22 protein-coding genes are annotated in these 21,717 nt (G+C 61.1%); 14 read left to right on the forward strand and 8 right to left on the reverse strand.

Annotated features, from left to right (window positions below; translation table 11 throughout):
* The first annotated feature begins 11 nt into the window (after positions 1 to 11).
* The 4 genes from ACV8MC_RS22415 (at position 12) to ACV8MC_RS22430 (ending at position 4,839) form a co-directional block, all read left to right on the forward strand.
* Positions 12 to 938 carry a 4-hydroxyproline epimerase gene (locus ACV8MC_RS22415; RefSeq protein WP_457263527.1) on the forward strand — a complete coding sequence of 309 codons (927 nt, stop codon included), beginning with the start codon at positions 12 to 14 and terminating at the stop codon, positions 936 to 938.
* A 54-nt stretch (positions 939 to 992) separates the two neighbouring features.
* The gene (locus tag ACV8MC_RS22420; protein ID WP_150635671.1) at positions 993 to 1,940 is read left to right on the forward strand and encodes a dihydrodipicolinate synthase family protein; all 948 of its coding nucleotides are present in this window, start codon (positions 993 to 995) and stop codon (positions 1,938 to 1,940) included.
* Positions 1,941 to 2,003: 63 nt separating this feature from the next.
* On the forward strand, positions 2,004 to 3,596 hold the full coding sequence (locus tag ACV8MC_RS22425; RefSeq protein WP_457263529.1) for an aldehyde dehydrogenase (NADP(+)): 1,593 nt from the start codon (positions 2,004 to 2,006) through the stop codon (positions 3,594 to 3,596).
* Positions 3,586 to 4,839, forward strand: coding sequence for an NAD(P)/FAD-dependent oxidoreductase (locus ACV8MC_RS22430; RefSeq protein ID WP_457263531.1), 1,254 nt, complete (start codon positions 3,586 to 3,588; stop codon positions 4,837 to 4,839). The genes ACV8MC_RS22425 and ACV8MC_RS22430 overlap by 11 nt, the downstream gene beginning before the upstream one ends.
* Here ACV8MC_RS22430 and ACV8MC_RS22435 read toward each other — a convergent pair.
* Complete coding sequence (locus ACV8MC_RS22435; protein WP_051600414.1) at positions 4,836 to 5,045, reverse strand: hypervirulence associated TUDOR domain-containing protein; 210 nt, start codon at positions 5,043 to 5,045, stop codon at positions 4,836 to 4,838. The genes ACV8MC_RS22430 and ACV8MC_RS22435 overlap by 4 nt on opposite strands.
* 164 nt (positions 5,046 to 5,209) lie before the next feature.
* On the opposite strand from ACV8MC_RS22435, the gene ACV8MC_RS22440 reads away from it, so the two are divergent.
* From ACV8MC_RS22440 to ACV8MC_RS22450, 3 genes are all read left to right on the forward strand, one after another.
* Positions 5,210 to 5,437, forward strand: a complete 228-nt coding sequence (locus tag ACV8MC_RS22440; protein WP_056784730.1) for a hypothetical protein — start codon at positions 5,210 to 5,212, stop codon at positions 5,435 to 5,437.
* A gap of 147 nt (positions 5,438 to 5,584) precedes the next feature.
* On the forward strand, positions 5,585 to 6,634 hold the full coding sequence (locus ACV8MC_RS22445) for an NAD(P)-dependent alcohol dehydrogenase (protein WP_150635674.1): 1,050 nt from the start codon (positions 5,585 to 5,587) through the stop codon (positions 6,632 to 6,634).
* A 129-nt stretch (positions 6,635 to 6,763) separates the two neighbouring features.
* Positions 6,764 to 7,462: a tRNA (adenine(22)-N(1))-methyltransferase gene (locus ACV8MC_RS22450; protein ID WP_457263534.1), complete on the forward strand. Its 699-nt coding sequence runs from the start codon at positions 6,764 to 6,766 to the stop codon at positions 7,460 to 7,462.
* Positions 7,463 to 7,651: 189 nt separating this feature from the next.
* Here the strand turns inward: ACV8MC_RS22450 and ycaC (ACV8MC_RS22455) are convergent, their stop codons facing one another.
* Positions 7,652 to 8,281 carry an isochorismate family cysteine hydrolase YcaC gene (gene ycaC / locus ACV8MC_RS22455; RefSeq protein WP_016774235.1) on the reverse strand — a complete coding sequence of 210 codons (630 nt, stop codon included), beginning with the start codon at positions 8,279 to 8,281 and terminating at the stop codon, positions 7,652 to 7,654.
* Between the two features lie 287 nt (positions 8,282 to 8,568).
* Here ycaC (ACV8MC_RS22455) and ACV8MC_RS22460 point away from each other — a divergent pair, with 287 nt between their 5' ends.
* Positions 8,569 to 9,279 (forward strand): SDR family NAD(P)-dependent oxidoreductase, encoded by a 711-nt coding sequence (locus ACV8MC_RS22460; RefSeq protein WP_041480604.1) that lies wholly within the window; start codon positions 8,569 to 8,571, stop codon positions 9,277 to 9,279.
* 94 nt (positions 9,280 to 9,373) lie between these two features.
* Positions 9,374 to 10,303: a LysR family transcriptional regulator gene (locus tag ACV8MC_RS22465; RefSeq protein WP_016774233.1), complete on the forward strand. Its 930-nt coding sequence runs from the start codon at positions 9,374 to 9,376 to the stop codon at positions 10,301 to 10,303.
* On the opposite strand, the gene ACV8MC_RS22470 is transcribed toward ACV8MC_RS22465, so the two are convergent.
* Together ACV8MC_RS22470 and ACV8MC_RS22475 are read right to left on the reverse strand one after the other, a co-directional pair.
* Positions 10,304 to 11,221 (reverse strand): AraC family transcriptional regulator, encoded by a 918-nt coding sequence (locus ACV8MC_RS22470; protein WP_095179591.1) that lies wholly within the window; start codon positions 11,219 to 11,221, stop codon positions 10,304 to 10,306.
* A gap of 174 nt (positions 11,222 to 11,395) precedes the next feature.
* Positions 11,396 to 12,160, reverse strand: coding sequence for an SDR family NAD(P)-dependent oxidoreductase (locus tag ACV8MC_RS22475; RefSeq protein ID WP_056784713.1), 765 nt, complete (start codon positions 12,158 to 12,160; stop codon positions 11,396 to 11,398).
* A gap of 259 nt (positions 12,161 to 12,419) precedes the next feature.
* Between ACV8MC_RS22475 and ACV8MC_RS22480 the strand changes: the two genes are divergently transcribed.
* Together ACV8MC_RS22480 and ACV8MC_RS22485 are read left to right on the forward strand one after the other, a co-directional pair.
* Positions 12,420 to 13,301 (forward strand): helix-turn-helix domain-containing protein, encoded by an 882-nt coding sequence (locus ACV8MC_RS22480; RefSeq protein ID WP_457265593.1) that lies wholly within the window; start codon positions 12,420 to 12,422, stop codon positions 13,299 to 13,301.
* Between the two features lie 127 nt (positions 13,302 to 13,428).
* Positions 13,429 to 14,166 carry an SDR family oxidoreductase gene (locus ACV8MC_RS22485; RefSeq protein WP_125915955.1) on the forward strand — a complete coding sequence of 246 codons (738 nt, stop codon included), beginning with the start codon at positions 13,429 to 13,431 and terminating at the stop codon, positions 14,164 to 14,166.
* Between the two features lie 381 nt (positions 14,167 to 14,547).
* Here ACV8MC_RS22485 and ACV8MC_RS22490 read toward each other — a convergent pair whose 3' ends face one another.
* From ACV8MC_RS22490 to ACV8MC_RS22500, 3 genes are all read right to left on the reverse strand, one after another.
* Positions 14,548 to 14,748, reverse strand: a complete 201-nt coding sequence (locus ACV8MC_RS22490; RefSeq protein WP_016774226.1) for a hypothetical protein — start codon at positions 14,746 to 14,748, stop codon at positions 14,548 to 14,550.
* A gap of 144 nt (positions 14,749 to 14,892) precedes the next feature.
* Entirely contained in the window at positions 14,893 to 15,522 is a 630-nt protein-coding gene (gene ycaC / locus ACV8MC_RS22495) for an isochorismate family cysteine hydrolase YcaC (RefSeq protein ID WP_016774235.1), read from the reverse strand.
* 129 nt (positions 15,523 to 15,651) lie between these two features.
* Positions 15,652 to 16,578, reverse strand: coding sequence for a Gfo/Idh/MocA family protein (locus ACV8MC_RS22500; protein ID WP_457263537.1), 927 nt, complete (start codon positions 16,576 to 16,578; stop codon positions 15,652 to 15,654).
* 273 nt (positions 16,579 to 16,851) lie between these two features.
* Between ACV8MC_RS22500 and ACV8MC_RS22505 the strand changes: the two genes are divergently transcribed.
* Positions 16,852 to 17,457 carry an SCO family protein gene (locus tag ACV8MC_RS22505; RefSeq protein WP_016774221.1) on the forward strand — a complete coding sequence of 202 codons (606 nt, stop codon included), beginning with the start codon at positions 16,852 to 16,854 and terminating at the stop codon, positions 17,455 to 17,457.
* A complete protein-coding gene (locus ACV8MC_RS22510; protein WP_457263539.1) occupies positions 17,457 to 17,936 on the forward strand; it encodes a copper chaperone PCu(A)C in 480 nt (159 codons plus the stop codon). Before ACV8MC_RS22505 ends, ACV8MC_RS22510 begins: the two co-directional genes overlap by 1 nt.
* A gap of 218 nt (positions 17,937 to 18,154) precedes the next feature.
* On the opposite strand, the gene ACV8MC_RS22515 is transcribed toward ACV8MC_RS22510, so the two are convergent.
* Complete coding sequence (locus ACV8MC_RS22515) at positions 18,155 to 19,171, reverse strand: ABC transporter substrate-binding protein (protein WP_095179586.1); 1,017 nt, start codon at positions 19,169 to 19,171, stop codon at positions 18,155 to 18,157.
* A 327-nt stretch (positions 19,172 to 19,498) separates the two neighbouring features.
* Between ACV8MC_RS22515 and ACV8MC_RS22520 the strand changes: the two genes are divergently transcribed.
* Complete coding sequence (locus tag ACV8MC_RS22520) at positions 19,499 to 21,709, forward strand: LTA synthase family protein (protein ID WP_256808868.1); 2,211 nt, start codon at positions 19,499 to 19,501, stop codon at positions 21,707 to 21,709.
* Positions 21,710 to 21,717: the final 8 nt, after the last annotated feature.

Genomic DNA, 21,717 nt, shown 5'->3' on the forward strand with positions numbered 1-21,717 from the left:
GGGATCTCTCCATGAAACGAGTACACGTCATCGATTCCCACACCGGCGGCGAGCCGACACGACTGGTGATGAGCGGCTTTCCCGAGTTGTCCGGCAACGACATGGCCGAGAAACGCGATGCCCTGCGCAGCCAGCACGATCAGTGGCGGCGCGCCTGTCTGCTCGAGCCACGCGGCAACGACGTGCTGGTCGGCGCGCTCTATTGCCCACCGGTATCGGCGGACGCCACTTGCGGGGTGATCTTCTTCAACAACGCCGGCTACCTGGGCATGTGCGGCCACGGCACCATTGGCCTGATCAATTCGTTGCAGCATCTGGGGAAAATCCAGCCGGGCGTGCACAAGATCGACACACCGGTGGGGCAAGTCAGCGCGACGCTGCACGACGATGGCTCGGTCACTCTGGGCAACGTGCCCGCTTACCGTTATCGCAAACAGGTACCAGTGGACGTGCCCGGTTTTGGTCGCGTAGTCGGTGATATCGCCTACGGCGGCAACTGGTTTTTCCTGGTTTCCGAGCATGGCCAGACATTGACCATGGACAACGTCGAACACCTGACCGCGTACACCTGGGCCATGCTCAAGGCGCTGGAAGATCAGGGCATCTTCGGCGAAGACAGTGCGGTCATCGACCACATCGAATTGTTCGCCGATGACGATCAGGCCGACAGCCGCAACTTCGTCATGTGCCCCGGCAAAGCCTATGACCGCTCACCGTGCGGCACCGGCACCAGCGCCAAACTTGCCTGCCTGGCCGCCGACGACAAGCTGCAACCGGGCGCACCGTGGATACAGGCGAGCATCACCGGCAGCCAGTTCGAAGGCCGCTTCGAATGGGAAGGTGAACGCATTCGCCCGTTCATCACCGGCCGCGCCTACATGACCGCCGACAGCACCTTGCTGATCGACGAAACCGACCCGTTCGCGTGGGGCATCTGAGCCTCCACGCCGATTTTTTCCCTCGAATAAAACCAAATGCCAAGGAGTTGAATCATGAGCGACAACATCTTCACTGGTTGCATGCCGGCCCTGATGACCCCGTGCACCGCCCAGCGCAAACCGGACTTCGATGCGCTGGTGAGCAAGGGGCGCGAGCTGATTGATATCGGCATGAGCGCCGTGGTCTATTGCGGCTCGATGGGCGACTGGCCGCTGCTGACTGAAGCCGAGCGTCAGGAAGGCGTGGCGCGCCTGGTCGCCGCCGGGGTGCCGACCATCGTCGGCACTGGTGCGGTGAATACCCGTGAAGCGGTTTCCCACGCAGCGCATGCGGCGAAAGTCGGCGCGCAAGGCTTGATGGTCATTCCGCGCGTGCTGTCCCGTGGTGCTTCCGTAACAGCGCAAAAAGCGCACTTCGCCGCGATCCTGCAAGCCGCACCGAACTTGCCGGCGGTGATCTACAACAGCCCTTACTACGGCTTCGCCACCCGCGCCGATCTGTTTTTCGAACTGCGCCGTGAATACCCGAACCTGATCGGCTTCAAGGAATTCGGCGGCGGCGCGGACCTGCGCTACGCGGCCGAGAACATCACCTCCAAGGATGACGACGTGACGCTGATGGTCGGCGTCGACACGCAAGTGGTGCACGGTTTCGTCAACTGCAACGCTACCGGCGCCATCACCGGTATCGGCAACGCCCTGCCCCGCGAAGTGCTGCAACTGGTCGCGCTGAGCAAGCAGGCCGCGCAAGGCGATGCCAAGGCCCGGCGTCAGGCGCGGGAGCTGGAATCGGCATTGGCAGTGCTGTCATCGTTCGACGAAGGCTGTGATCTGGTGCTGTATTACAAGCACTTGATGGTGCTCAACGGCGACAAGGAATACACCCTGCACTTCAACGAAACCGATGCGCTGAGCGACTCGCAACGGCGCTATGCCGAGAAGCAGTATTCGCTGTTCCGTCACTGGTACGAGAACTGGTCTGCCGAACAGAACTTCGCCTGACCACCACCTGCTGCGAGTCATCACGATTCGCGGCAGGCCTCGCTCATTTCACAGGAAGACACCATGACTCTGACGGGCAACATGCTGATCGGCCAGCAAGCCGTGACCGGTAATCGTCCAGCCTTTCGCGCGATTGATCCGGCGACCAACCAGGCACTTGAACCGCAGTATGCCGGGGCGTCAGCCGAACAGGTGGAACAAGCCTGCGCCCTGGCCTGGGCGGCGCAAGACGCGTATCGCGAAACCAGCTTGAGCAGCCGTGCGGCATTTCTCGAAAGCATTGCCGAGCACATCGAAAACCTTGGCGATGAACTGATCGAACGCGCCCAGGCCGAAACCGGTCTGCCGCCTACACGCCTTCAGGGCGAACGCGGCCGCACCTGCTCGCAATTGCGCCTGTTCGCCCGTACGGTGCGCGCGGGTGAGTGGCTGGACGTGCGCGTCGACAGTGCGCAACCACAACGCCAACCGCTGCCGCGCGCCGACCTGCGGCAACGACAGATTGCCTTGGGGCCGGTCGCGGTGTTTGGTGCGAGCAACTTTCCCCTGGCATTTTCCGTGGCCGGTGGCGACACCGCTGCGGCATTGGCGGTTGGTTGCCCGGTGATCGTCAAGGCGCACAGCGCGCATCCCGGCACCAGCGAACTGGTCGGCCGCGCAGTGGCGCAAGCGGTCAGGGCCTGCGCTCTGCCCGAGGGCGTGTTTTCCTTGTTGTTCGATTCGGGGTACGAAGTCGGCATCGCATTGGTCAGTGATTGGCGCATCAAAGCCGCTGGCTTCACCGGCTCGCGGGCTGGTGGACTGGCCTTGATGAAAGCCGCGCAAGTGCGGCCGGAGCCGATTCCGGTGTATGCGGAAATGAGCTCGATCAACCCGGTAGTGCTGTTTCCTGCCGCGCTGGAAAATCGGGCGCAGGCGTTGGCCGAAGGATTTGTCGCGTCGCTGACACTGGGCGCCGGGCAGTTCTGCACCAACCCGGGATTGTTGATTGCCCGCAAAGGCCCGGCGCTCGACGGGTTTCTCGGCGCGGTAGCGGAACTGATCCCGCGCAGCGCGGCGCAAACCATGCTCACGCCCGGCATCTTCGGCGCCTATCAAGCAGGCGCGACGGCTTTGCAAGACAATCCCCGTGCGCGCGCGGTAGCGGTTGGCCAAGTCGGCGGCGGCCCGAATCAGTGTCAGACGCATGTCTTCAGCACCGATGCAGCGGATTTTCTTGCCGATCAAAGCTTGCAAGCCGAGGTCTTCGGCGCGACAGCGCTGATCGTGCAATGCAGCAGTGACGAGGAAATTCGTCAGGTCTGCGAACATCTGGAAGGTCAACTGACCGCGACCTTGCACATGGACGACGCCGACCTTGCACTGGCGCGCGCGTTGTTGCCTACCCTGGAGCGCAAGGCCGGGCGCTTGCTGGTCAATGGCTGGCCGACCGGCGTGGAAGTCTGCGATGCGATGGTGCATGGCGGGCCTTACCCGGCGACCTCGGATGCGCGCAGCACCTCGGTGGGCACTGCGGCGATCCTGCGTTTCCTGCGGCCGGTGTGCTATCAGGATTTCCCCGACAGCCTGCTGCCGACGGCGCTGCAACAGACCAATCCGCTAAACCTTCGGCGCTTGCTCGATGGCCAACGGGAAGCGACACACCATGGCGAATAACCCTTCGCACGACATCGCGGTGGTCGGCGCGGGGATCATCGGCGTCGCTTGCGCACTGCGCCTGGCGCGTCAGGGTTTGCGCGTGGTGGTCATCGATCAGCAGGAACCGGGGCATGGCGCTTCGTTCGGCAACGCCGGGCATCTGGCCACCGAGCAAGTCTTTCCGATTGCTGACGTGTCGATCCTCAAGCGCTTGCCGGCCATGTTGATGGACCCGATGGGACCGCTACGCCTGGACTGGAAGTACCTGCCGCGCGCCCTGCCGTGGTTCACCCGCTTGCTGCTGAATCTGCGGCCCGAGCCTTTTCAGAAAACCGTCGCCGGCTTGCGCGCGCTCAATGAAAGCAGCCTCGACGCGTGGCAGCGCTTGCTCAGCGATATCCAGCGCACCGATCTGCTCAAGGTTGACGGCTCGTTACTGGTCTTCGAAAAACCTGAATCCCGTCAGGCCATCGAAGCCTTGCAGGCACGCCTGAATCAGCAGCAGGTGCCGGTGGACTATTGGCAGGCGGGGCCGATTCGCGAAACGGCGCCGCAGCTCAGCGAACAGATTCAGGGCGGACTGTTTTTCCCGCGAACCGGGCATTTCCTTGACCCCTATCGGGTGGTTCGTGCACTGGTCGAGGCGGCGCGCAGCAGCGGCGTGAGTTTTCTCAAACAGCAGGTTCAGGGCGGCTACGTGCAGGAAAACGGTGTGCTATTAGTCACCGGTAATGGCGGCGTAACGGCCAGCCGCGTGTTACTGGCCTGCGGTGCGCATTCGGCGAAACTGACTGCCGCGCTGACCGGCAAGCAAGTACCGTTGGACACCGAACGTGGCTATCACCTGATGCTGCCGCACGAGCATGATCGCCTGCCCTTCCCCGTCACCTCGCTGGAACGCAAATTCATCATGACGCCGATGCGCGATGGGCTGCGCCTGGCCGGCACGGTCGAATTCGCCGGATTGGAGCGGCCAGCGAACATGGCGCGCGCCTGGCAGTTGCAGCGCCTGAGCCAAGGCCTGTTTCGCAAGGACCTGAACGCTGATGGCGCCACACCGTGGATGGGCTTTCGCCCGTCGCTGCCGGATTCGCTGCCAGTGATTGATCAGGTTTGCGCCGGCAAGGTCTTGCTTGCCTTCGGTCATCAGCATCTGGGCCTGACTCAAGCGGCGGTGACGGCGGAATTGATCGGGCAGATGGTCTCAGGCGCGGCCGGCGAGTTGCCGAATGCCGACGCCTACCGACTGGCACGTTTCTAAGCGTGCTTCAGCGCGTCGCCGTGATGCATGGCCAGGTGGCCGGTCTTGTCGCTCTTGACCTCGTACTGCGGCGCGTCTTTCGAGGCTGGCCGGTGGCGGCCCATGAACTCGGTGTCGCGGGTGTGCACCTTGACCACTTTGCCGTGGATCTCGCCCGCCTCGGAATTCCAGCGCACCGCATCGCCGACTTTGAATGAGCTGCTCATCATTGCGTCCTCGCCTCTGGCTGTTGGTTTATGGAGCGGCGCGCGTCGGAGAAATTCCGCTTTTTTGCGAGGCGACCGAAGGCAGGCAAAAAAATCGAACGGCGAAAATCACCCGCACCTCCAATCTGCACAAGCCGTAGAAAACGGCCATGACGAGGTGTGAGATGAATAACGATCAAGGCAAGCAAGGTGACGATCCGCTCCCAACCACGCCCGACCCGCTGAGTCCGGGGCGTACCGAGGTCGATCCGATGAAGGAACGCGGCATCGACGAACTGCCCGACAACGAAGGCGAAATCCCGCTGGACGATGACAGTACCGGGCTGGATCCGGAGCGCGTACGTCAGGAAACCGATAACGCCGAGATGGACGACCAGCCCAATCCGCGTTGAGCCTGAACAGGCAGCCGTCGCCATACGGCTGCCTGTCGGTTGCGCAATCAACAGCAGAATCAGGCAAGCATTTCACAGAAATGCACTACTTCGCGCTCCGACCCAGGCGCAACAATGGGCGTCCGACAACCCATGGAGGATGCTCACATGCTCGTACAAGCCTATGGCGCCCACGCTGGCGACAAACCCCTTGAGCCCATGCAGATCAAACGCCGTGCGCCAGCCGCGCACGACGTACAGATCGATATCGCCTTCTGCGGCGTCTGCCATTCCGACCTGCATCAGGTGCGCGCCGAATGGGCCGGCACGCAATTCCCTTGCGTCCCCGGCCACGAAATCGTCGGCCGCGTCTCGGCGGTCGGCGATCACGTCAAGGACTACAAGGTCGGCGATCTGGTCGGTGTCGGTTGCATCGTCGACAGCTGCCAGCACTGCGATGACTGCGAATCCGGCCTGGAAAATTACTGCGACGGCATGATCGGCACCTACAATTTCCCGACCCCGGACGCACCGGGCTGGACCCTCGGTGGTTACTCGCAAAACATCGTCGTGCACGAACGCTATGTGTTGCGCATCCGTCATCCCGAGGCGCAACTGGCAGCCGTCGCGCCGCTGCTCTGCGCCGGCATTACCACCTACTCGCCGCTGCGCCAGTGGCACGCTGGCCCCGGCAAGAAAGTCGGCGTGGTCGGCATCGGCGGCCTGGGTCACATGGGCATCAAACTGGCCCACGCCATGGGCGCCCACGTGGTGGCGTTCACCACCTCCGAATCCAAGCGTGAAGCGGCCAAGGCACTGGGCGCGGACGAAGTGGTGGTGTCGCGCAATGCCGAGGAAATGGCGGCACACGCCAAGAGCTTCGACATGATCCTCAATACCGTCGCAGCCCCGCACGATCTCGACGCCTTCCTCGTCCTGCTCAAGCGCGACGGCGCGTTGACCCTGGTCGGAGCGCCCGCATCGCCGCATCCGTCGCCGAACGTGTTCAACCTGATCACCAAGCGGCGCACCATTGCCGGTTCGATGATCGGCGGCATTCCCGAGACGCAGGAGATGCTGGATTTCTGCGCTGAGAACGGCATCGTTTCCGACATCGAACTGATCCGCGCCGAACAGATCAACGAGTCCTACGAGCGCATGCTCAAGGGCGACGTGAAATACCGCTTCGTCATCGACAACGCAACGCTCGCCGGCTAAGCGCAAGCGCCCATCGGCAGCGCAATGCTGCCGATGGCTCGAGTAATTCCATCACGTAATTGACAGCGCCAGCGTTGCTCGCCAGAGTCGCACCCCTTTTTTCCACCGCAGGGTGAACAGGGGTTTGCGTTGAACCAACAAACATTGTCCATGCGTCTTGAGCGCGTCGCCGCCCATGTGCCGCTTGGCGCGAGACTGGCCGATATCGGCTCCGATCATGCTTACCTGCCGGTGGCCTTGCTGCGCCGGGGCCTGATAACAGCAGCGGTCGCTGGCGAGGTCGCGTTGACGCCGTTCCACGCGGCGCAACGCACCGTCAATGACAACGACCTGCACGGCCAGATCAGCGTGCGCCTGGCCGATGGTCTGGCGGCAATCAAACCTGGCGACGCCATCAGCGCCATCACCCTGTGCGGCATGGGCGGCGAAACCATTCGCGATATTTTCGACAGTGGTAAAGCCCATCTCAGCGGCCACGAACGCTTGATCCTGCAGCCCAACGGCGGCGAGCAAGCGCTGCGCCAGTGGTTGATGGATAACGGCTACCGCATCGTCTGTGAAGAGGTGCTGCACGAGAATCGCTTCGACTACGAAATTATCGTTGCCGAGCGCGGTTCTGATCCGGTGACTTACGATGCCAGGGAACTGTTTTTCGGACCGCTGCATATGCAGGCGCGCTGCCCGGCATTTCTGCACAAATGGCAACGCAGGCTGAAGCAGCGGCAGAAGACGTTGGGGCAGTTTACGCGAGCGCAACAAGCGCTGCCGGAGGACAAAATTCTTGCGCTGAAGCAAGAGATGCAGTGGATCAGTGAATTGCTCGGGTGACTGTGCCGCCGTCTTCGCGAGCAGGCTCGCTCCCACAGGAAATTGCATTTCTCCTGAGGGAACACGGTCAACTGTGGGAGCGAGCCTGCTCGCGAAAGCGGTGTGGCAAGCTACACAGCAACCAAGTTGGCCGCAGCCGTCGGAAAAAAAGCCTGCTGTTAAAAGCAGGCTTTTTCGTGGGTGGTGAACTTACTTCTGCTGCGTCAGCGCCGAGTAGCTGTTCATCAGGTTGCGGTAGTTGGGAATGCGCTGCGACAGCAGGTTACCCAGACCTTCGATGTCGTTGCGCCAGTCGCGGTGCAGCTCACAGGCTACAGAGAACCAGTTCATCATCTGCGCGCCAGCCTGAGTCATGCGGCTCCATGCGGCTTGCTGCACGGTGGTGTTGAAAGTGCCGGACGCATCAGTCACCACGAACACATCAAAACCTTCCGCCAGCGCCGACAGGGTCGGGAACGCTACACACACATCCGTTACGACACCGGCAATGATGATCTGCTTGCGCCCGGTGGCCTTGATCGCCTTGACGAAATCTTCGTTGTCCCAAGCGTTGATCTGACCTGGACGAGCGATGTACGGCGCATCCGGGAACATCTCTTTCAACTCCGGTACCAGCGGGCCGTTCGGGCCTTGTTCGAAGCTGGTGGTGAGGATGGTTGGCAGGTCGAAGAACTTGGCCAGATCCGCCAGCGCCAGCACGTTGTTCTTGAACTCGTTCGGCGAGAAGTCCTGCACCAGCGAGATCAGGCCGGTCTGGTGGTCAACCAGCAGCACGATAGCGTCGTCTTTGTTCAGGCGGTTGTAGGTTGGAGTGGTCATGGTGTGCGTCCCTTTTCAAGTTTGAAGTTTTGTTGTTGCGTTCAAGTTGGGTACAGATTACTGACGCACAGCAAAGGGATAAATCGGCTGAAAAGCGTTTCACCGTCCACTCAAACGGGACAATCGAAAGCTGCCTCCTACAAAAACGCGTGCAGGCCGTTCTGATTAGATACACCGAAGTACAAATGATGTACCTCAGCCCCCATTTATCAACTCCGCGCAACTTCCTAAAGTCCTCTCCAACAGCCACCCGCCATCCTGACGGGCCAGCGACAGAGGAAATCATCATGAGCACATCGAAAAAAGTAGTTGTCATCACCGGCGCCTCGCAAGGCATTGGTGCAGGTCTGGTCGAAGGCTTTCGCGCCCTTGGCCATCAAGTGGTCGCAACCTCGCGCTCGATCAAAGAGTCGAGTGACCCGGATGTGCTGACCGTCGCCGGCGACATTGCCGATCCGCAAACCGCCGAGCGCGTGATTCGCGCCGCCGTCGCCCGCTTCGGTCGCGTCGATACGCTGGTCAACAATGCCGGGATCTTTCTGGCCAAGCCGTTCACCGCTTACAGCCAGGCGGACTATGCCCAGGTCGTGGCGACCAACATGAGCGGCTTCTTCTACATCTCGCAACTGGCCATCGCCGAGATGGAAAAACACGGCAACGGCCACGTCGTCAGCGTGACCACCAGCCTGGTCGATCATGCAATCGACGGCGTGCCTTCGGTATTGGCGTCGCTGACCAAGGGCGGCATCAACGCCGCGACCAAATCCCTGGCGATCGAGTACGCCAAGCGTGGCATTCGGGTCAACGCGGTATCGCCGGGCATCATCAAAACGCCGATGCACGCCGAGGAAACCCATCAGGCGCTGGGCAGCCTGCACCCGGTCGGCCACATGGGGGAAATCGACGACATCGTGCAAGCGATCCTCTACCTCGACGGGGCAAATTTCGTCACTGGCGAGATCCTGCATGTCGACGGTGGCCAGAGCGCTGGCCATTGATCGAAACCCTGCAACGCCGCCGGTGGATACCGGCGGCGTCGTTGGTTGTGGTACACAGAGGATGAACGTCCGTCGATCCTCGGTGCGAGCCACAATGAAACGCCATTTTGAAGATTTGCAGTTAGGCAGTATCGAACTGTTCTGCCTGGCCGCCGAAGCCGGCAGCTTCACCGCCGCCGCGCAACTGGCCGGGGTCACGCCCGCTGCGGTGAGCCGGTCGATTCTGCGTCTGGAGCAACGCCTGGGTTCGCGACTGTTCGCCCGCACTACGCGCAGCATCCGCCTCACCGACGCCGGACGGAGCTTCTTCGAACAGTGCAGCCAGGCGTTGACGCAACTGGTCGAAGCGCAGCAGGAAGTCATGGGCGCACAGACTTCGCCGTCGGGTCGACTGCGCATCAGCCTGCCAACCACCTACGGGCATCACCGCATCCTGCCGCTGCTGCCGAAATTTCGTGCGTTGTACCCCGAGGTCACGGTCGACGTGCACTTGGGCAATCGCAATATCGACTTCGTTGAAGAAGGCTACGACCTGGCGATACGCGTACGCGCGCAACCGGACTCGACCCTGATCGCGCGCCTGCTGGAAGACGCCGCCCTGGTGGTGGTCGCCGCCCCCGAATATCTGCATAGAGCCGGCACGCCGCAGACCCTCGACGATCTCATTGCGCATGAGTGCATCCAGTTCGAATTGCCCAGCAGCGGGCGGCGGATTTCCTGGCTGTTTCAGGAAAACGGCCGAGACCTGGAAGTGATTTCCGACGGTGGCTATTCCTGCTCCGACGATGTGCTCGGCGGTGTGACGCTGGCCAAGCACGGCGCAGGGCTGTTTCAGACTTACCGGTTCATCGTCGAGCAGGAACTCGCCGATGGCCGCCTGATTGAAGTGCTGCAGCCGTACGCCGGACGTTCGCGCCCCTACACCCTGCTCTACCCGCACGGCCGCTACGTGCCGCAGCGGGTGCGGGCGTTTGTGGATTTTCTGCTGGGGTTTCGTGATGAATGGGCGGGACACCCGCGGTAATCAGCCGGTCTGGCGCAGGCGGCTGAGTTCCTTGGACGGCGGGCAGCCGAACTGGCGGTTGTATTCGCGGCTGAACTGCGAAGCGCTTTCGTAGCCGACGCGGTAGCAGGCGCTCGAGACGTCCAGCCCTTCATTGATGATCAGCCGCCGCGCCTCTTGCAGGCGCAGCTGTTTTTGATATTGCAGCGGGCTCATGGCGGTGACGGCTTTGAAGCGGTGATGCAGCGCCGAATTGCTCAGATTGGCCACCTGCGCCAGCGCGTCGATGCGCAGCGGTTCAGTGAAATTCTTGTTCAGCCAGTCGATGGCCCGCGTGACCCGGTGGGTCTGCGAATCGCTGACGGCGATTTCATACAGCAGATGCCCGTGCTGGCCGCGCAGCAGGCGGTAATACAGCTCACGCAACACCATCGGTGCGAGCATGCCGATGTCGCGCGGGTTATCCAGCAGGCGCACCAGACGCAGCATGGTATCGAGCAATGTCACGTCGATCTTGTCGAGAAACATGCCGCGCCCGGCGTCCTGTGGCATGCCGGTCAGCGGCGACTCGGCAATCAGTTGCGTCAGTTGCGCCGGATCGAAATCCAGCCGTACGCAAAAATACGGCGCCTCGGGTGAGGCTTCAATCACCCTTCCCGACACCGGCAACGTCACCGACACCACCAGGTAATTCAACGGGTCGTAGAGGAAACGTTCGTCGCCCAGCCCGACTTCCTTGCGCCCCTGCACGATCAGGCACAGCGCCGGGCGGTGCACGACATGGATCAGCTCGGACGGCCCATCGAGACGGATCACGTGCAGTGGCGCAATCGCGGTTTCGTAGGTGCCCGGCGCATCAAAGCGCTGAGTCAGCAAGCGCACCAGCTCGGCGCGATACACCGCCGTGTCGTGGAGGATGGAAGCGTCGTGGTTATCCATGCAAAGGGCCTCGAAAGCAGACGAAGGTGGGTCAACTGCGGAGGAAGATTAGCCAGTTTTATCCAGCGGCGACTAGATCAAAGATGCTGCAGGTTTGCCTGATTCTGCGTGCTCGTGATCGCGGCAAAGCCATGGGCGCGTTCTCACACGCGCCCTTGGTTTCTCACACCACTATCAACCCGCCGTTACCGTCATGCCGCCATCGGCCATGACTACCGAGCCGACCATGAAACTGGCGCGGTCGGAGGCCAGAAAGGTCACGATCTCGGCGATCTCTTCCGGCTGCGCCGCCCGACCGATCGGCGCCGCTTCGCCGTGTTGCGCGAGGAAGCCCGGGCCGTCCTCGACCACATCATTAAGGATATTGGTCACCACATCGCCGACGCCGATCGCGTTGACGCGAATGCCGTGCTCGATGACTTCCAGGGCCAGCGTGCGGGTCAGTTGTGCCAGCGCACCTTTGGAAGCGGTGTAGGCGGCGATGGTCGGGAAGGCAAAGTACGAGGCATAGGAGGCGATATTGACGATCGCACCGGACTTGTTCGGGATCATCGCTTTCACCGCTTCGCGGCAGTGCAGGAAGGCGGCCGTGGCATTCACTGCCTGGATCTTTTCCCAGTCGTCGCGGCTCATGTCGATCACGGCTTTGTTGATGATGATCCCGGCGTTGTTGACCAGAATATCCAGACGCCCGAACTGCTCGACGGCAAGGCCGACAGCACGTTCGGCGGCGCCGTCCTCGGTGATGTCCGCCACCAGCGGCACCAGATCGGGACGAGCCAGTGCTTCGACAGCCGGATTGAGGTCTTCGGCAATTACCTTGGCGCCGCGAGCGTGCAGCATCAGCGCAATCGCCTTGCCGATGCCACTGGCCGCGCCAGTGACCAGTGCAACTTTGCCGGCGACTTCTTGGGGCAGGGTGTGGTTGAAATCAGTCATGGTTTTAACTCCTCGATAGCGAATCGGTGTTGCGCCTGATGGCGCGGTCGTGAACACGGCTTCACTGTCGCGCACTGGCCGCCGCCGGGCTTTCGGGCGATTGCCGGGACTGTCGGAGTTTTGCGCTGGAGTTTCTCGTTCGCCCGCCCTAACCTTCAAAATCATTCCGCAGCCGAAGCTTTTCATGGAGCGTCCTGTGCCCTCTGCCAGCCCTGCTACACCGACAATCAGCCAGCCCGCGCGCATCGCCGCCGAAGCCATGCCGGAGCATCTGCCCGGTGTTGCGGAAACGACCACGCCGCGGCCGCAGATCAAGGATGCGGTGGTGCAGCTGTTCCGCCATCAAACCCTGCTTGAGCCGATCCGCGTGCCGTGCGTGGCCGAACCGCTGCTGGTGCTGGTACTGGCCGGCACTGCCCGGGTCGAAGAACGTTCGTTGGGCGGAGAGTGGCAGGCGAGCCAGGTCACGGCGGGCGATTTTTTCCTGACCAACACCCGGGAACCCTACGAAATGCGCTGGCAGACCGAAGGTTGCGAGGTCTTCGAAGTCATGCACCTTTATCTTGGTCTGGGCTTGATCGAACACGCGGCGCGCGAAGCCTTCGGAGAACAGGCCGGTGCAGTGACGTTTGTCGACGTGTCGGGTGCGCGTGACGAGCAGGTCAGCTTCATTCTTGAGCAACTGCGCGTCGAACTGACCGAACAGCGCCAACCCAGCGCACTGCTGGTGCACAGCCTGGCTCAGGCGTTGGCGATCCATCTGCTGCGTCATTACCTCGACCCCGACAGCAACCCGCGCCGCGACAACGCCCTGCCCGCCTACAAACTGCGCCGGGTGATCGAAGCCATGAATGCGCATCTGGCGGAAGATTTCAGCCTCGGTGATCTGGCCGCAGTCGCTGAGCTGAGCGACTACCACTTCAGCCGCACCTTCAAGCGCGCCACCGGTTTATCGCCCTCGCAATACTTCATCCGCCTGCGCATGAGCCGCGCGCGTCATCTGTTGCTGGAGACCGCACGCAGCGTGATCGACATTGGCCTGGAAGTCGGCTACTCCAGCCCCAGCCACTTTTCCCAGGTGTTCCGCCGTGAAGTCGGGGTCACTCCGAGTGCCTACCGGGACGCGCCACGCGGGGCCTGAAAACCTGTCGAAAAGCGATGCAGCAGAATTGGGCAAATCCCGTGGAGGAATCGATTAATAGCCCATGAGCCGCCGCACTTAATCTTCTTCCAGGCCCACTCACGGGCACACAGAAGAGGACGACATCATGCTGAACATTCAAGACAAAGTGATCGTGATTACCGGCGCCAGCAGCGGCATCGGCGAAGCCACCGCACGCCTGCTCGCCGAACGTGGCGCCAAAGTGGTGTTGGGTGCACGGCGCACCGAGCGTCTGGCCGTGATTGCCGAAGAGATCAACGGCGCCGGTGGCCACGCGCAGTTCCGCGCACTGGACGTCACCGATCAGCAGGATGTGCAGCGCTTCGTTGATTTCGCCGTCGAGCATTACGGCCGCGTCGATGTGCTGGTCAACAACGCCGGGGTCATGCCGTTGTCACGGCTGGATGCGCTGAAGGTCGATGAGTGGAACCGCATGATCGACGTCAACATCCGTGGCGTGCTCCACGGCATAGCCGCCAGCCTGCCCTTGATGCAGCGCCAGCGCGCCGGGCAGATCATCAACATCGCCTCGATCGGCGCTTACGCGGTCAGCCCTACTGCGGCGGTGTACTGCGCGACAAAATACGCCGTACGGGCGATTTCCGAAGGCTTGCGCCAGGAAGTCGGTGGCGATATCCGCGTCACTGTCATCGCACCGGGCGTGACCGAATCGGAACTGGCCGAGAGCATTTCCGATGAAGGCGGCCGTGCCGAAATGAAATCCTTCCGGAAGATCGCCATCCCCGCCGAAGCCATCGCCCGCGCGATTGCGTATGCCGTCGAACAACCGGCGGATGTCGACGTCAGCGAACTGATCGTGCGCCCGACCGCGAGCCCTTACTGAGACCAGATGAATCACAATCAACTGTAGGAGTGAGCCTGCTCGCGATATCGGTAGACCAGTCAATGAAAATGCTGAATGTGCCGCCGCCTTCGCGAGCAGGCTCGCTCCCACAGGGTTTTGTGGCGCAATCAAATCAATGGTCAACACGTAACATTGTGGGAGCGAGCCTGCTCGCGAATGCGCTGGGTCAGTCGGAAGATGTTGAATGTGCCGCCGTCTTCGCGAGCAGGCTCGCTCCCACCGGGGATTTAGCGCACGGATATTCCAATCCTGGGCGGTTGAAACTGGTTTTCACGATGTCGGTGACTGAACTGCATCAGGGTGCGCGGGAGAGCCTCTCACTCTAATTCCAGAGTGGGAGGCATCGATTAAATCGCTCGATCAGCGTGACGGCGGATGTTCGGTTGACACCGAGTTGGCCGCATCCACATCTGACATATCTTCCTCGACCGGTGCCTCATCGTCCGGCGGCAAAGGCACCTCGGGATTTTCCCGCTTGGGATCGTGCCCGGTCTCGTTGTCGGTGGTGCGCGTCACGGCTTGTTGCGACTGGTTGCCCGGTGCGTTTTCATCAATGTCCATGTCGGTCTCCGATGTGATTCAGCGATAGGTACCTGAACGTGTGAAATGCCGGCGCGTGACAAGTGCCCGGCAATGGACGAACGGCGTTCTGTAGAAAACGCAAAAGCCTGCTTTCGAGGCAGGCTTTAGCTTTGGATGGGAGGCTTACTTCTGCTGCGTCAGCGCCGAGTAGCTGTTCATCAGGTTGCGGTAGTTGGGGATGCGCTGCGACAGCAGATTGCCCAGGCCTTCAATATCGTTGCGCCAGTCGCGGTGCAGCTCACACGCTACAGAGAACCAGTTCATCATCTGCGCGCCAGCCTGAGTCATGCGGCTCCACGCGGCTTGCTGCACGGTCGTGTTGAAGGTGCCGGACGCATCAGTCACTACGAACACATCAAAACCTTCCGCCAGCGCCGACAGGGTCGGGAACGCTACACACACATCCGTCACGACACCGGCAATGATGATCTGCTTGCGCCCGGTGGCCTTGATTGCCTTGACGAAGTCTTCGTTGTCCCAGGCGTTGATCTGGCCTGGACGAGCGATGTACGGCGCGTCCGGGAACATCTCTTTCAACTCTGGTACCAGCGGGCCGTTCGGGCCTTGTTCGAAGCTGGTGGTGAGGATCGTCGGCAGGTCAAAGAACTTGGCCAGATCCGCCAGCGCCAGCACGTTGTTCTTGAACTCGTTCGGCGAGAAGTCCTGCACCAGCGAGATCAGACCGGTCTGGTGGTCAACCAGCAGCACGATAGCGTCGTCTTTGTTCAGGCGGTTGTAGGTTGGAGTGGTCATGGTGTGCGTCCCTTTTCAAGTATTGAGTTTTGTTGTTGCGTTCAAGTTGGGTACAGATTACTGACGCACAGCAAAGGGATAAATCGCTTGAAAAGGGTTACACCGTCCACTCAAACCGGACAATCCACTTCAATCGTAAAACGGCTCAACCAACGCCCGGCTGCCGACAAAGAAACTGTCCGCCACCAGGCGCAACGGTTGCAGATCGAGGTCGCTGGCCTTGTCGCCGATCAGTTGCTGGAAGTGGCGGTAGACCGCTGCGTACTCGCCCTCCTCCGATACGCTTTGCCGGACGCCGTCGATGCTCAGCACGGCACCGCCGTTGTCCAGGCGCAGGACGCCTTCGGCGCAGCGGATTTCGATGCTCCACAGTTCGTCGTGACCATGGTCGAAATCGAACTCGGCGCGCACGTCGAGCCGACGCGCATCGGACATTTTGATCGAGGCGGCAATCGGCGACTGGCAGTTGCTCGGCACGCGCAGTTCGGCGGCTTCGACAAACAGCGGCAGCGCCAGCAGGTGGGTGATGATCGACAAAGCGTTGATGCCCGGATCGAACACACCGAGGCCGCCCGGCTGCCAGATCCATGCCTGACCCGGATGCCACTTGCGTACGTCTTCCTTCCAGTCGATCTGCACGCTTTGCAGGGTGCGGCTGGCCAGCCAGTCGCGGGCGGCGGCGATGCCCGGTGCGTAGCGCGAGTGCCAGGCGAACAAAGCGCTGACGCCTTGGTCGGCGACTTGATCGACCAGGGCCATGGCCTCGCCCAATGTCGCACAGGGCGGTTTTTCCACCAGCACGTGCTTGCCGGCGGCCAACGCCTGTTGCACCAGTGCGAAGCGCCCTTGTGGCGGCGTGCAGAAAGCAATCGCATCGACGGTCGGGCCGTTCTCGAGCAGCTCGCCCAGCGACTGGAAGTTTTCCACCCCGGCGCAAGGTTTGCCTTGGGTAGCGACCGCCACCAACTGGAACGCCGGGTTGGCGAGGATGGCGGGGACGTGTTGATCCTGGGCGATCTTGCCGTAGCCCACCAGGCCGAGACGAATCGGTTGCATTACAGACTCCTGTTGTTGTTTTGGTCTTTGCAGCGCAGCGGCAAGAGTACGTGTTTCTGCGCTCGCCTCCAATCGTCATACTATTTAAATCAAGTTTGGTCGCGGCGAACGCATGGCTTATTCGTCATTTCTTCTTACACCTTTTGTCGTCCGATCCGGCACCGCGCGGCGATCGGCAGCCGGCGATCAGCCTCAGTTTGCTATCATGCGGCGCTTTTACGGTTAACCCCCCGCCAGTCCTGCCGACTCGCGGGCTGCAAAAGGCGGTATTAGATGACGGCTTTGTTGACTCGCCGCAAGGTACTTGCGGGAATGGGCGTGCTCGGGCTCGGCCTGCTCGCCGGTTGCGACACCCGTGGCCAACTGTCGTACAAGTACGGCAAGGATCTGAGCGACAAGATCCTCGGACGCACCTTCAAGCTGAAGAACCCCGAAGGCGAAACCATGTCGCTGTCGAGCTTTCGCGGGATGATGCCGATGATCTTCTTCGGCTTCACCCAGTGCCCGGCCGTTTGCCCCACCACCCTGGCCCGCGCCGCGCAGATCAAGAAACTCATGGGCCGCGACGGCGACCGCCTGCAAGTGGTGTTCATCACCCTTGACCCTGAGCGCGACACGCCGCAGATCCTCGACGCCTACGTCAAAGCCTTCGATCCGAGCTTCGTCGCGCTGTACGGCACACTTGAGGAAACCAAGGCCACCGCCAAGGAATTCGACGTGTTCTACGAGAAAGTCCCCGCCGGCGACACCTACACCATCTCCCATACGTCCACCAGCTACGTCTACGACTCGCGTGGTGAGTTGCGCCTGGGCCTGTCCACTTCGCTGACAGCCCAAGAGTGCACGGAAGATTTGCTTACTGTTATGGAGGTCTGCTGATGCATCCCGTTCTGAATCACCTCAAACGCACCGTATGTGCACTGTCCCTGCTCGGTCTGGCCTTCCAGGCGTCGGCGCAGACCAAAATCGACGACGCCTGGGTCCGTGCAACCGTGCCGACCCAGTCCGCCAGCGGCGCGTTCATGACCGTCACTGCCGACACCGACAGCAAGCTGCTCAGCGTTGCCTCGCCAGTGGCCAAGGACGTTCAGATTCATGAAATGAGCATGAAGAACGATGTGATGACCATGGGCCCGGTGAAGTCCGTTGAGCTGCCTGCCGGCAAAGCCGTGAGCTTCGACCCGAACGGCTACCACGTCATGCTGATGGGCCTGACCGGTCAGTTGAAGGAAGGCGACAGCGTGCCGCTGACCCTGACCGTGGAAAACGTCAAGGGCGAGAAAGAAACCATTGAAGTCAAGGCACCGGTCCGCGCGCTGACCAACATGGGCGGCCACGATCACAGCAAGATGCATTGATCGCTGACGGAAAGACTGTTCGCCCGACACATAAACGGGGCGGCCTGATCGATGATCGGGCCGCCCCGTTTTTTTGCCCGGAAGAGGGTTTACGCGGCTAAACCTGTGGGAGCGAGCTTGCTCGCGAAGGCGTCAGGCCAGTCAACTCATCTGTGGCTGAAACTCCGCTTTCGCGAGCAAGCTCACTCCTACAGTAGTTCCGGGTGATGCCCAATCCCTCAACTCCCCGCACCACCATGCGCTTCTTCAAAGAAGTAATCCTTCCAGCTCGCCGCTTTGTTCTTCAACACGCCCAGTTCCTGCAATTTCTCGGCATATATAAACGTGCGTTGCGGTACGACGGTGAAGTCGATTTCCGGGTCTTTGACGATTTGCTCGACCAGAGCCAGCGGCAGTTTCGATTGTTCGACGCGGATGTAGGCTTGGGCAGCGGCGGGCTTGTCGGCTTTGATGATCTGCTCGGCTTCGGCCAGTGCGTCGTAGAACGCCTTGTAGGTTTTCGGGTTTTCGTCGTGGAATTTTTCCGTGGTGTAGAGCACGTTGAACGTCGCCGGGCCGCCGAGGATGTCGTAGGAACTCAGCACTTTGTGCACGTTGGGGTTTTGCAGAGCCTGGTACTGAAACGGTGGGCTGGAGAAATGCGAATTGATTTCCGAGCCGCCGGCGATCAGCGCGGCGGTGGCGTCAGGGTGCGGCAGGCTGACCGAAATGTTGTCGAATTTCTTGAACTGGTCGTCGCCGAATTCTTTCGCGGTTTCAATTTGCAGGGTGCGCGACTGAAAACCTACGCCTGCGGCCGGCACGGCGATACGGTCCTTGTCGCTGAAGTCCTTGAGGGTTTTGATGTTCGGGTTGTTGGTCAGCAGGTAATTGGGCATCGAGCCCAGCGCGGCGATGGCTTTGACATTCTGCTTGCCCTTGGTGCGGTCCCACACGGTGAGCATTGGCGGCACGCCGGCCGAGACCACATCCAGCGCTCCGGTCAGCAGCGCCTCGTTCATCGCCGTGGCGCCGGAAATGCTGTTCCAGTCGACCTTGATGTCCAGACCCTGAGCCTTACCGTGTCTCTCGATCAGCTGTTGATCGCGTACGACATCGAGAATCAGGTAACCAATGCCGAATTGCTGGGCGATGCTGATCCTGCCCTCGGCTTGGGCGCCGCTACTGAACAGCGCACCCGCTGCCAGAGTAGCGGCCAACAGAGTCAGCGCAGAACGTTTGAACGGTGTGGCCATGACAACCTCGCAGCATGGGGATGGGCTGAAAGGCCTGACTTTATAGCTATAAAAAATTGAAATTAAATATCTTTATCGCATATCGATAGCACTGAGCGGTTTGACGTCTGCTGCTGGAATTCAGGAGCAGTGGATGAACCTACAACAGTCTGAAACAAAAAACTGCCCTCGGGAAAAATGGCACTGCGCCCCACAACCCACGCCCGCTATGGGCACGCGCCGTTTCGGGGATCGCCGGCCGCAGGTTTAAAAAGCCGATCAGCCTTCCTGCCCTTGATATCATCACCCACACTTTTTTGACCCTTTGATGACAAGCAGGCCTTTTTTGTGAGCGCTCTTTTCAACTGGCTGCGGCGGCCGAATGCCCGCCTTCTTTCTCTAATCGTTTTGGTAATGATCGTGCCGGTGTGCCTGCGTGCAGCGTTGGGCTGGTCGACACCGCTGGGCTTTTTGTCGGATCTGGCCGTGGGTAGTCTGCTGGTGGTAGCGCTGCATCGCCGTATGTGGTGGCTGGCCTTGCCGGTGCTGGTGTTTTGGGCGCTGCTGGCGATCGCCACGGCAGAATTGGTCAGCGCCGTCGGCCGCCTGCCGACGCCTTCGGATGTTCACTACCTGATCGACCCGCAGTTCGTCGAGAACTCCACTGGCGGCGGACTTGCGCACCCTGCCCTGGCCATTGCTTTGCTGGGTGCGTTGGTTTTCTGGCTGCTGGCCCAATTTGTGGGGCGCGGTCTGGCTCGGCCGGCATTGCCGCGCGCGGCCTGGGCAGCGCCGATCGTTTTGTTCGCCGCGCACTGGGGCGCGCTAAACCTGTGGCCGAATGACGGCGACGCCTGGCGCCTGTACAACCTGCCGCATCAATTGCTCGCCAGTGAAGTCGCCGACCTGCAGATCCAGGCCGAGGAATGGCTGGACGGCGACGTCGAAGAACCGACACCGGCGATGGCCGGGCTCACCGACGTCGACCTCAATGGCCAGAAGCTGCTCGCCGCGCCGGGTCAGGCGCGCAATGTGTTGATCATTGCCCTGGAAGGAATCCCCGGCGCCTACATCCGCGCCAACCGCGAAGCGATCGGCAGTCATTACCAGGAAGACCTGATGCCCAACCTCAGCCGCTGGGCCGAGCGCGGCATGAACACTCCGGATTACGTGCTGCACACCCATCAGACCATTCGCGGTCTGTACGCCATGCTGTGCGGTGACTACGACAAGCTCAACAACGGCACGCCCAAAGGCGTGGAAATGCTCACCCTCAACGAACGCAATCAGGCCTGCCTGCCGGCGCAGCTGCGCGAACACGGCTTCAGCACTCATTATTTGCAGGGCGCCGGCCTGCGCTTCATGGCCAAAGACAAGATCATGCCGCACATCGGTTTCGATGCGACCCACGGCCTGGAATGGTTCAGCAACAGCAACTATCTGGAGTTCCCGTGGGGCAAGGATGACAAGGCGTTTTTTGAAGGCGCGCTGGATTACGTCGGCCAGTTGAAAAAGCAAAAGCAGCCGTGGATGTTGACTCTGCTGACGGTCGGCACCCATCAGCCCTACTCCGCACCGGAGGATTATCTGCAGCGTTATGAGACGCCCAAGCAGGCTGCCGTCGGTTATCTCGACGATGCGCTGGATCAGTTTCTTTCAGGGCTGGAGCGCCAGGGCGTTCTCAAGGACACACTGGTGGTGATCACCTCGGATGAATCCCATGGCATCGACGGCGTGCGGCTGGCCTCCTCGTGGGGTTTCAACCTGACGCTGGCACCGGAGCAGGCGCAACTGCCGCGTCTGAATGCCGGGGTTTATGGTCACGTCGATCTGAGCACCTCAATCCTCGACTATTTCGACCTGCCGGTGCCGACTGCGCTGAGCGGGCGGTCGCTGTTTCGCGACTACGATTCGGGGCGAGAAATCATGTCGTTCACCAACGGCAAACTGCGCTACCACAACGGTCAGGGCATCTTCTCCGAGTGCGATCTGCCGCGCCGCTGCCGCTATTACCAAAGCACCGGTTTCATCGCCGAAAGTGCCACATACAAAGGCACCTACAGCGGCCACCCGGCCCGGCAAATCGCCGCGCGCGCCGATGCGCTGGACCTGTCCTTGCTGCGCACACCGCTCAATCATCGCTACCAGTTCGGCAGCAACAACATCATCCCTCTGCAAGCGCAGATAAAGGATGACTGGGCCGACAACCTGATCGGCGCGCAATACCTGGAAATGCCCAAAGGCTCGCACACCCGCGTGCGCCTGACCGTGCGCTCGGTCGATCCGCAGCAGGCGGCGTACATTCAGCTCAAGGCCAAGGAATTTGAACAGGACGTGCAACTGGGCCTGCCAGCAGAAATGGTAGCCACGGCGGATCAGCCGCTGGAGATGGATTTCAGCTTTGAAAACCCGCAGCCGCGCAAAGCCTTCTCGTTTCATTTGCTGGGCTACGGCAATGGCGCGGTTGAAGTATCGGACTTCAGCGTGATCACTGAACTGCCTGGGCAGGATGACATTCTTGATGACGTGCCCGAGGACGACACCGCGCAATCGAGTTGACGCCTTTA

It is taken from the genome of Pseudomonas sp. PK-RTE-24, from assembly GCF_054052265.1.

Bases quoted from the DNA above. Each gene is read 5' to 3' on its own strand.
- ACV8MC_RS22415 (WP_457263527.1), top strand. From the start codon at position 12: ATGAAACGAGTACACGTCATCGATTCCCACACCGGCGGCGAGCCGACA.
- ACV8MC_RS22420 (WP_150635671.1), top strand. From the start codon at position 993: ATGAGCGACAACATCTTCACTGGTTGCATGCCGGCCCTGATGACCCCG.
- ACV8MC_RS22425 (WP_457263529.1), top strand. From the start codon at position 2,004: ATGACTCTGACGGGCAACATGCTGATCGGCCAGCAAGCCGTGACCGGT.
- ACV8MC_RS22430 (WP_457263531.1), top strand. From the start codon at position 3,586: ATGGCGAATAACCCTTCGCACGACATCGCGGTGGTCGGCGCGGGGATC.
- ACV8MC_RS22435 (WP_051600414.1), bottom strand. From the start codon at position 5,045: ATGAGCAGCTCATTCAAAGTCGGCGATGCGGTGCGCTGGAATTCCGAG.
- ACV8MC_RS22440 (WP_056784730.1), top strand. From the start codon at position 5,210: ATGAATAACGATCAAGGCAAGCAAGGTGACGATCCGCTCCCAACCACG.
- ACV8MC_RS22445 (WP_150635674.1), top strand. From the start codon at position 5,585: ATGCTCGTACAAGCCTATGGCGCCCACGCTGGCGACAAACCCCTTGAG.
- ycaC (WP_016774235.1), bottom strand. From the start codon at position 8,281: ATGACCACTCCAACCTACAACCGCCTGAACAAAGACGACGCTATCGTG.
- ACV8MC_RS22460 (WP_041480604.1), top strand. From the start codon at position 8,569: ATGAGCACATCGAAAAAAGTAGTTGTCATCACCGGCGCCTCGCAAGGC.
- ACV8MC_RS22465 (WP_016774233.1), top strand. From the start codon at position 9,374: ATGAAACGCCATTTTGAAGATTTGCAGTTAGGCAGTATCGAACTGTTC.
- ACV8MC_RS22470 (WP_095179591.1), bottom strand. From the start codon at position 11,221: ATGGATAACCACGACGCTTCCATCCTCCACGACACGGCGGTGTATCGC.
- ACV8MC_RS22475 (WP_056784713.1), bottom strand. From the start codon at position 12,160: ATGACTGATTTCAACCACACCCTGCCCCAAGAAGTCGCCGGCAAAGTT.
- ACV8MC_RS22480 (WP_457265593.1), top strand. From the start codon at position 12,420: ATGCCGGAGCATCTGCCCGGTGTTGCGGAAACGACCACGCCGCGGCCG.
- ACV8MC_RS22485 (WP_125915955.1), top strand. From the start codon at position 13,429: ATGCTGAACATTCAAGACAAAGTGATCGTGATTACCGGCGCCAGCAGC.
- ACV8MC_RS22490 (WP_016774226.1), bottom strand. From the start codon at position 14,748: ATGGACATTGATGAAAACGCACCGGGCAACCAGTCGCAACAAGCCGTG.
- ycaC (WP_016774235.1), bottom strand. From the start codon at position 15,522: ATGACCACTCCAACCTACAACCGCCTGAACAAAGACGACGCTATCGTG.
- ACV8MC_RS22500 (WP_457263537.1), bottom strand. From the start codon at position 16,578: ATGCAACCGATTCGTCTCGGCCTGGTGGGCTACGGCAAGATCGCCCAG.
- ACV8MC_RS22505 (WP_016774221.1), top strand. From the start codon at position 16,852: ATGACGGCTTTGTTGACTCGCCGCAAGGTACTTGCGGGAATGGGCGTG.
- ACV8MC_RS22510 (WP_457263539.1), top strand. From the start codon at position 17,457: ATGCATCCCGTTCTGAATCACCTCAAACGCACCGTATGTGCACTGTCC.
- ACV8MC_RS22515 (WP_095179586.1), bottom strand. From the start codon at position 19,171: ATGGCCACACCGTTCAAACGTTCTGCGCTGACTCTGTTGGCCGCTACT.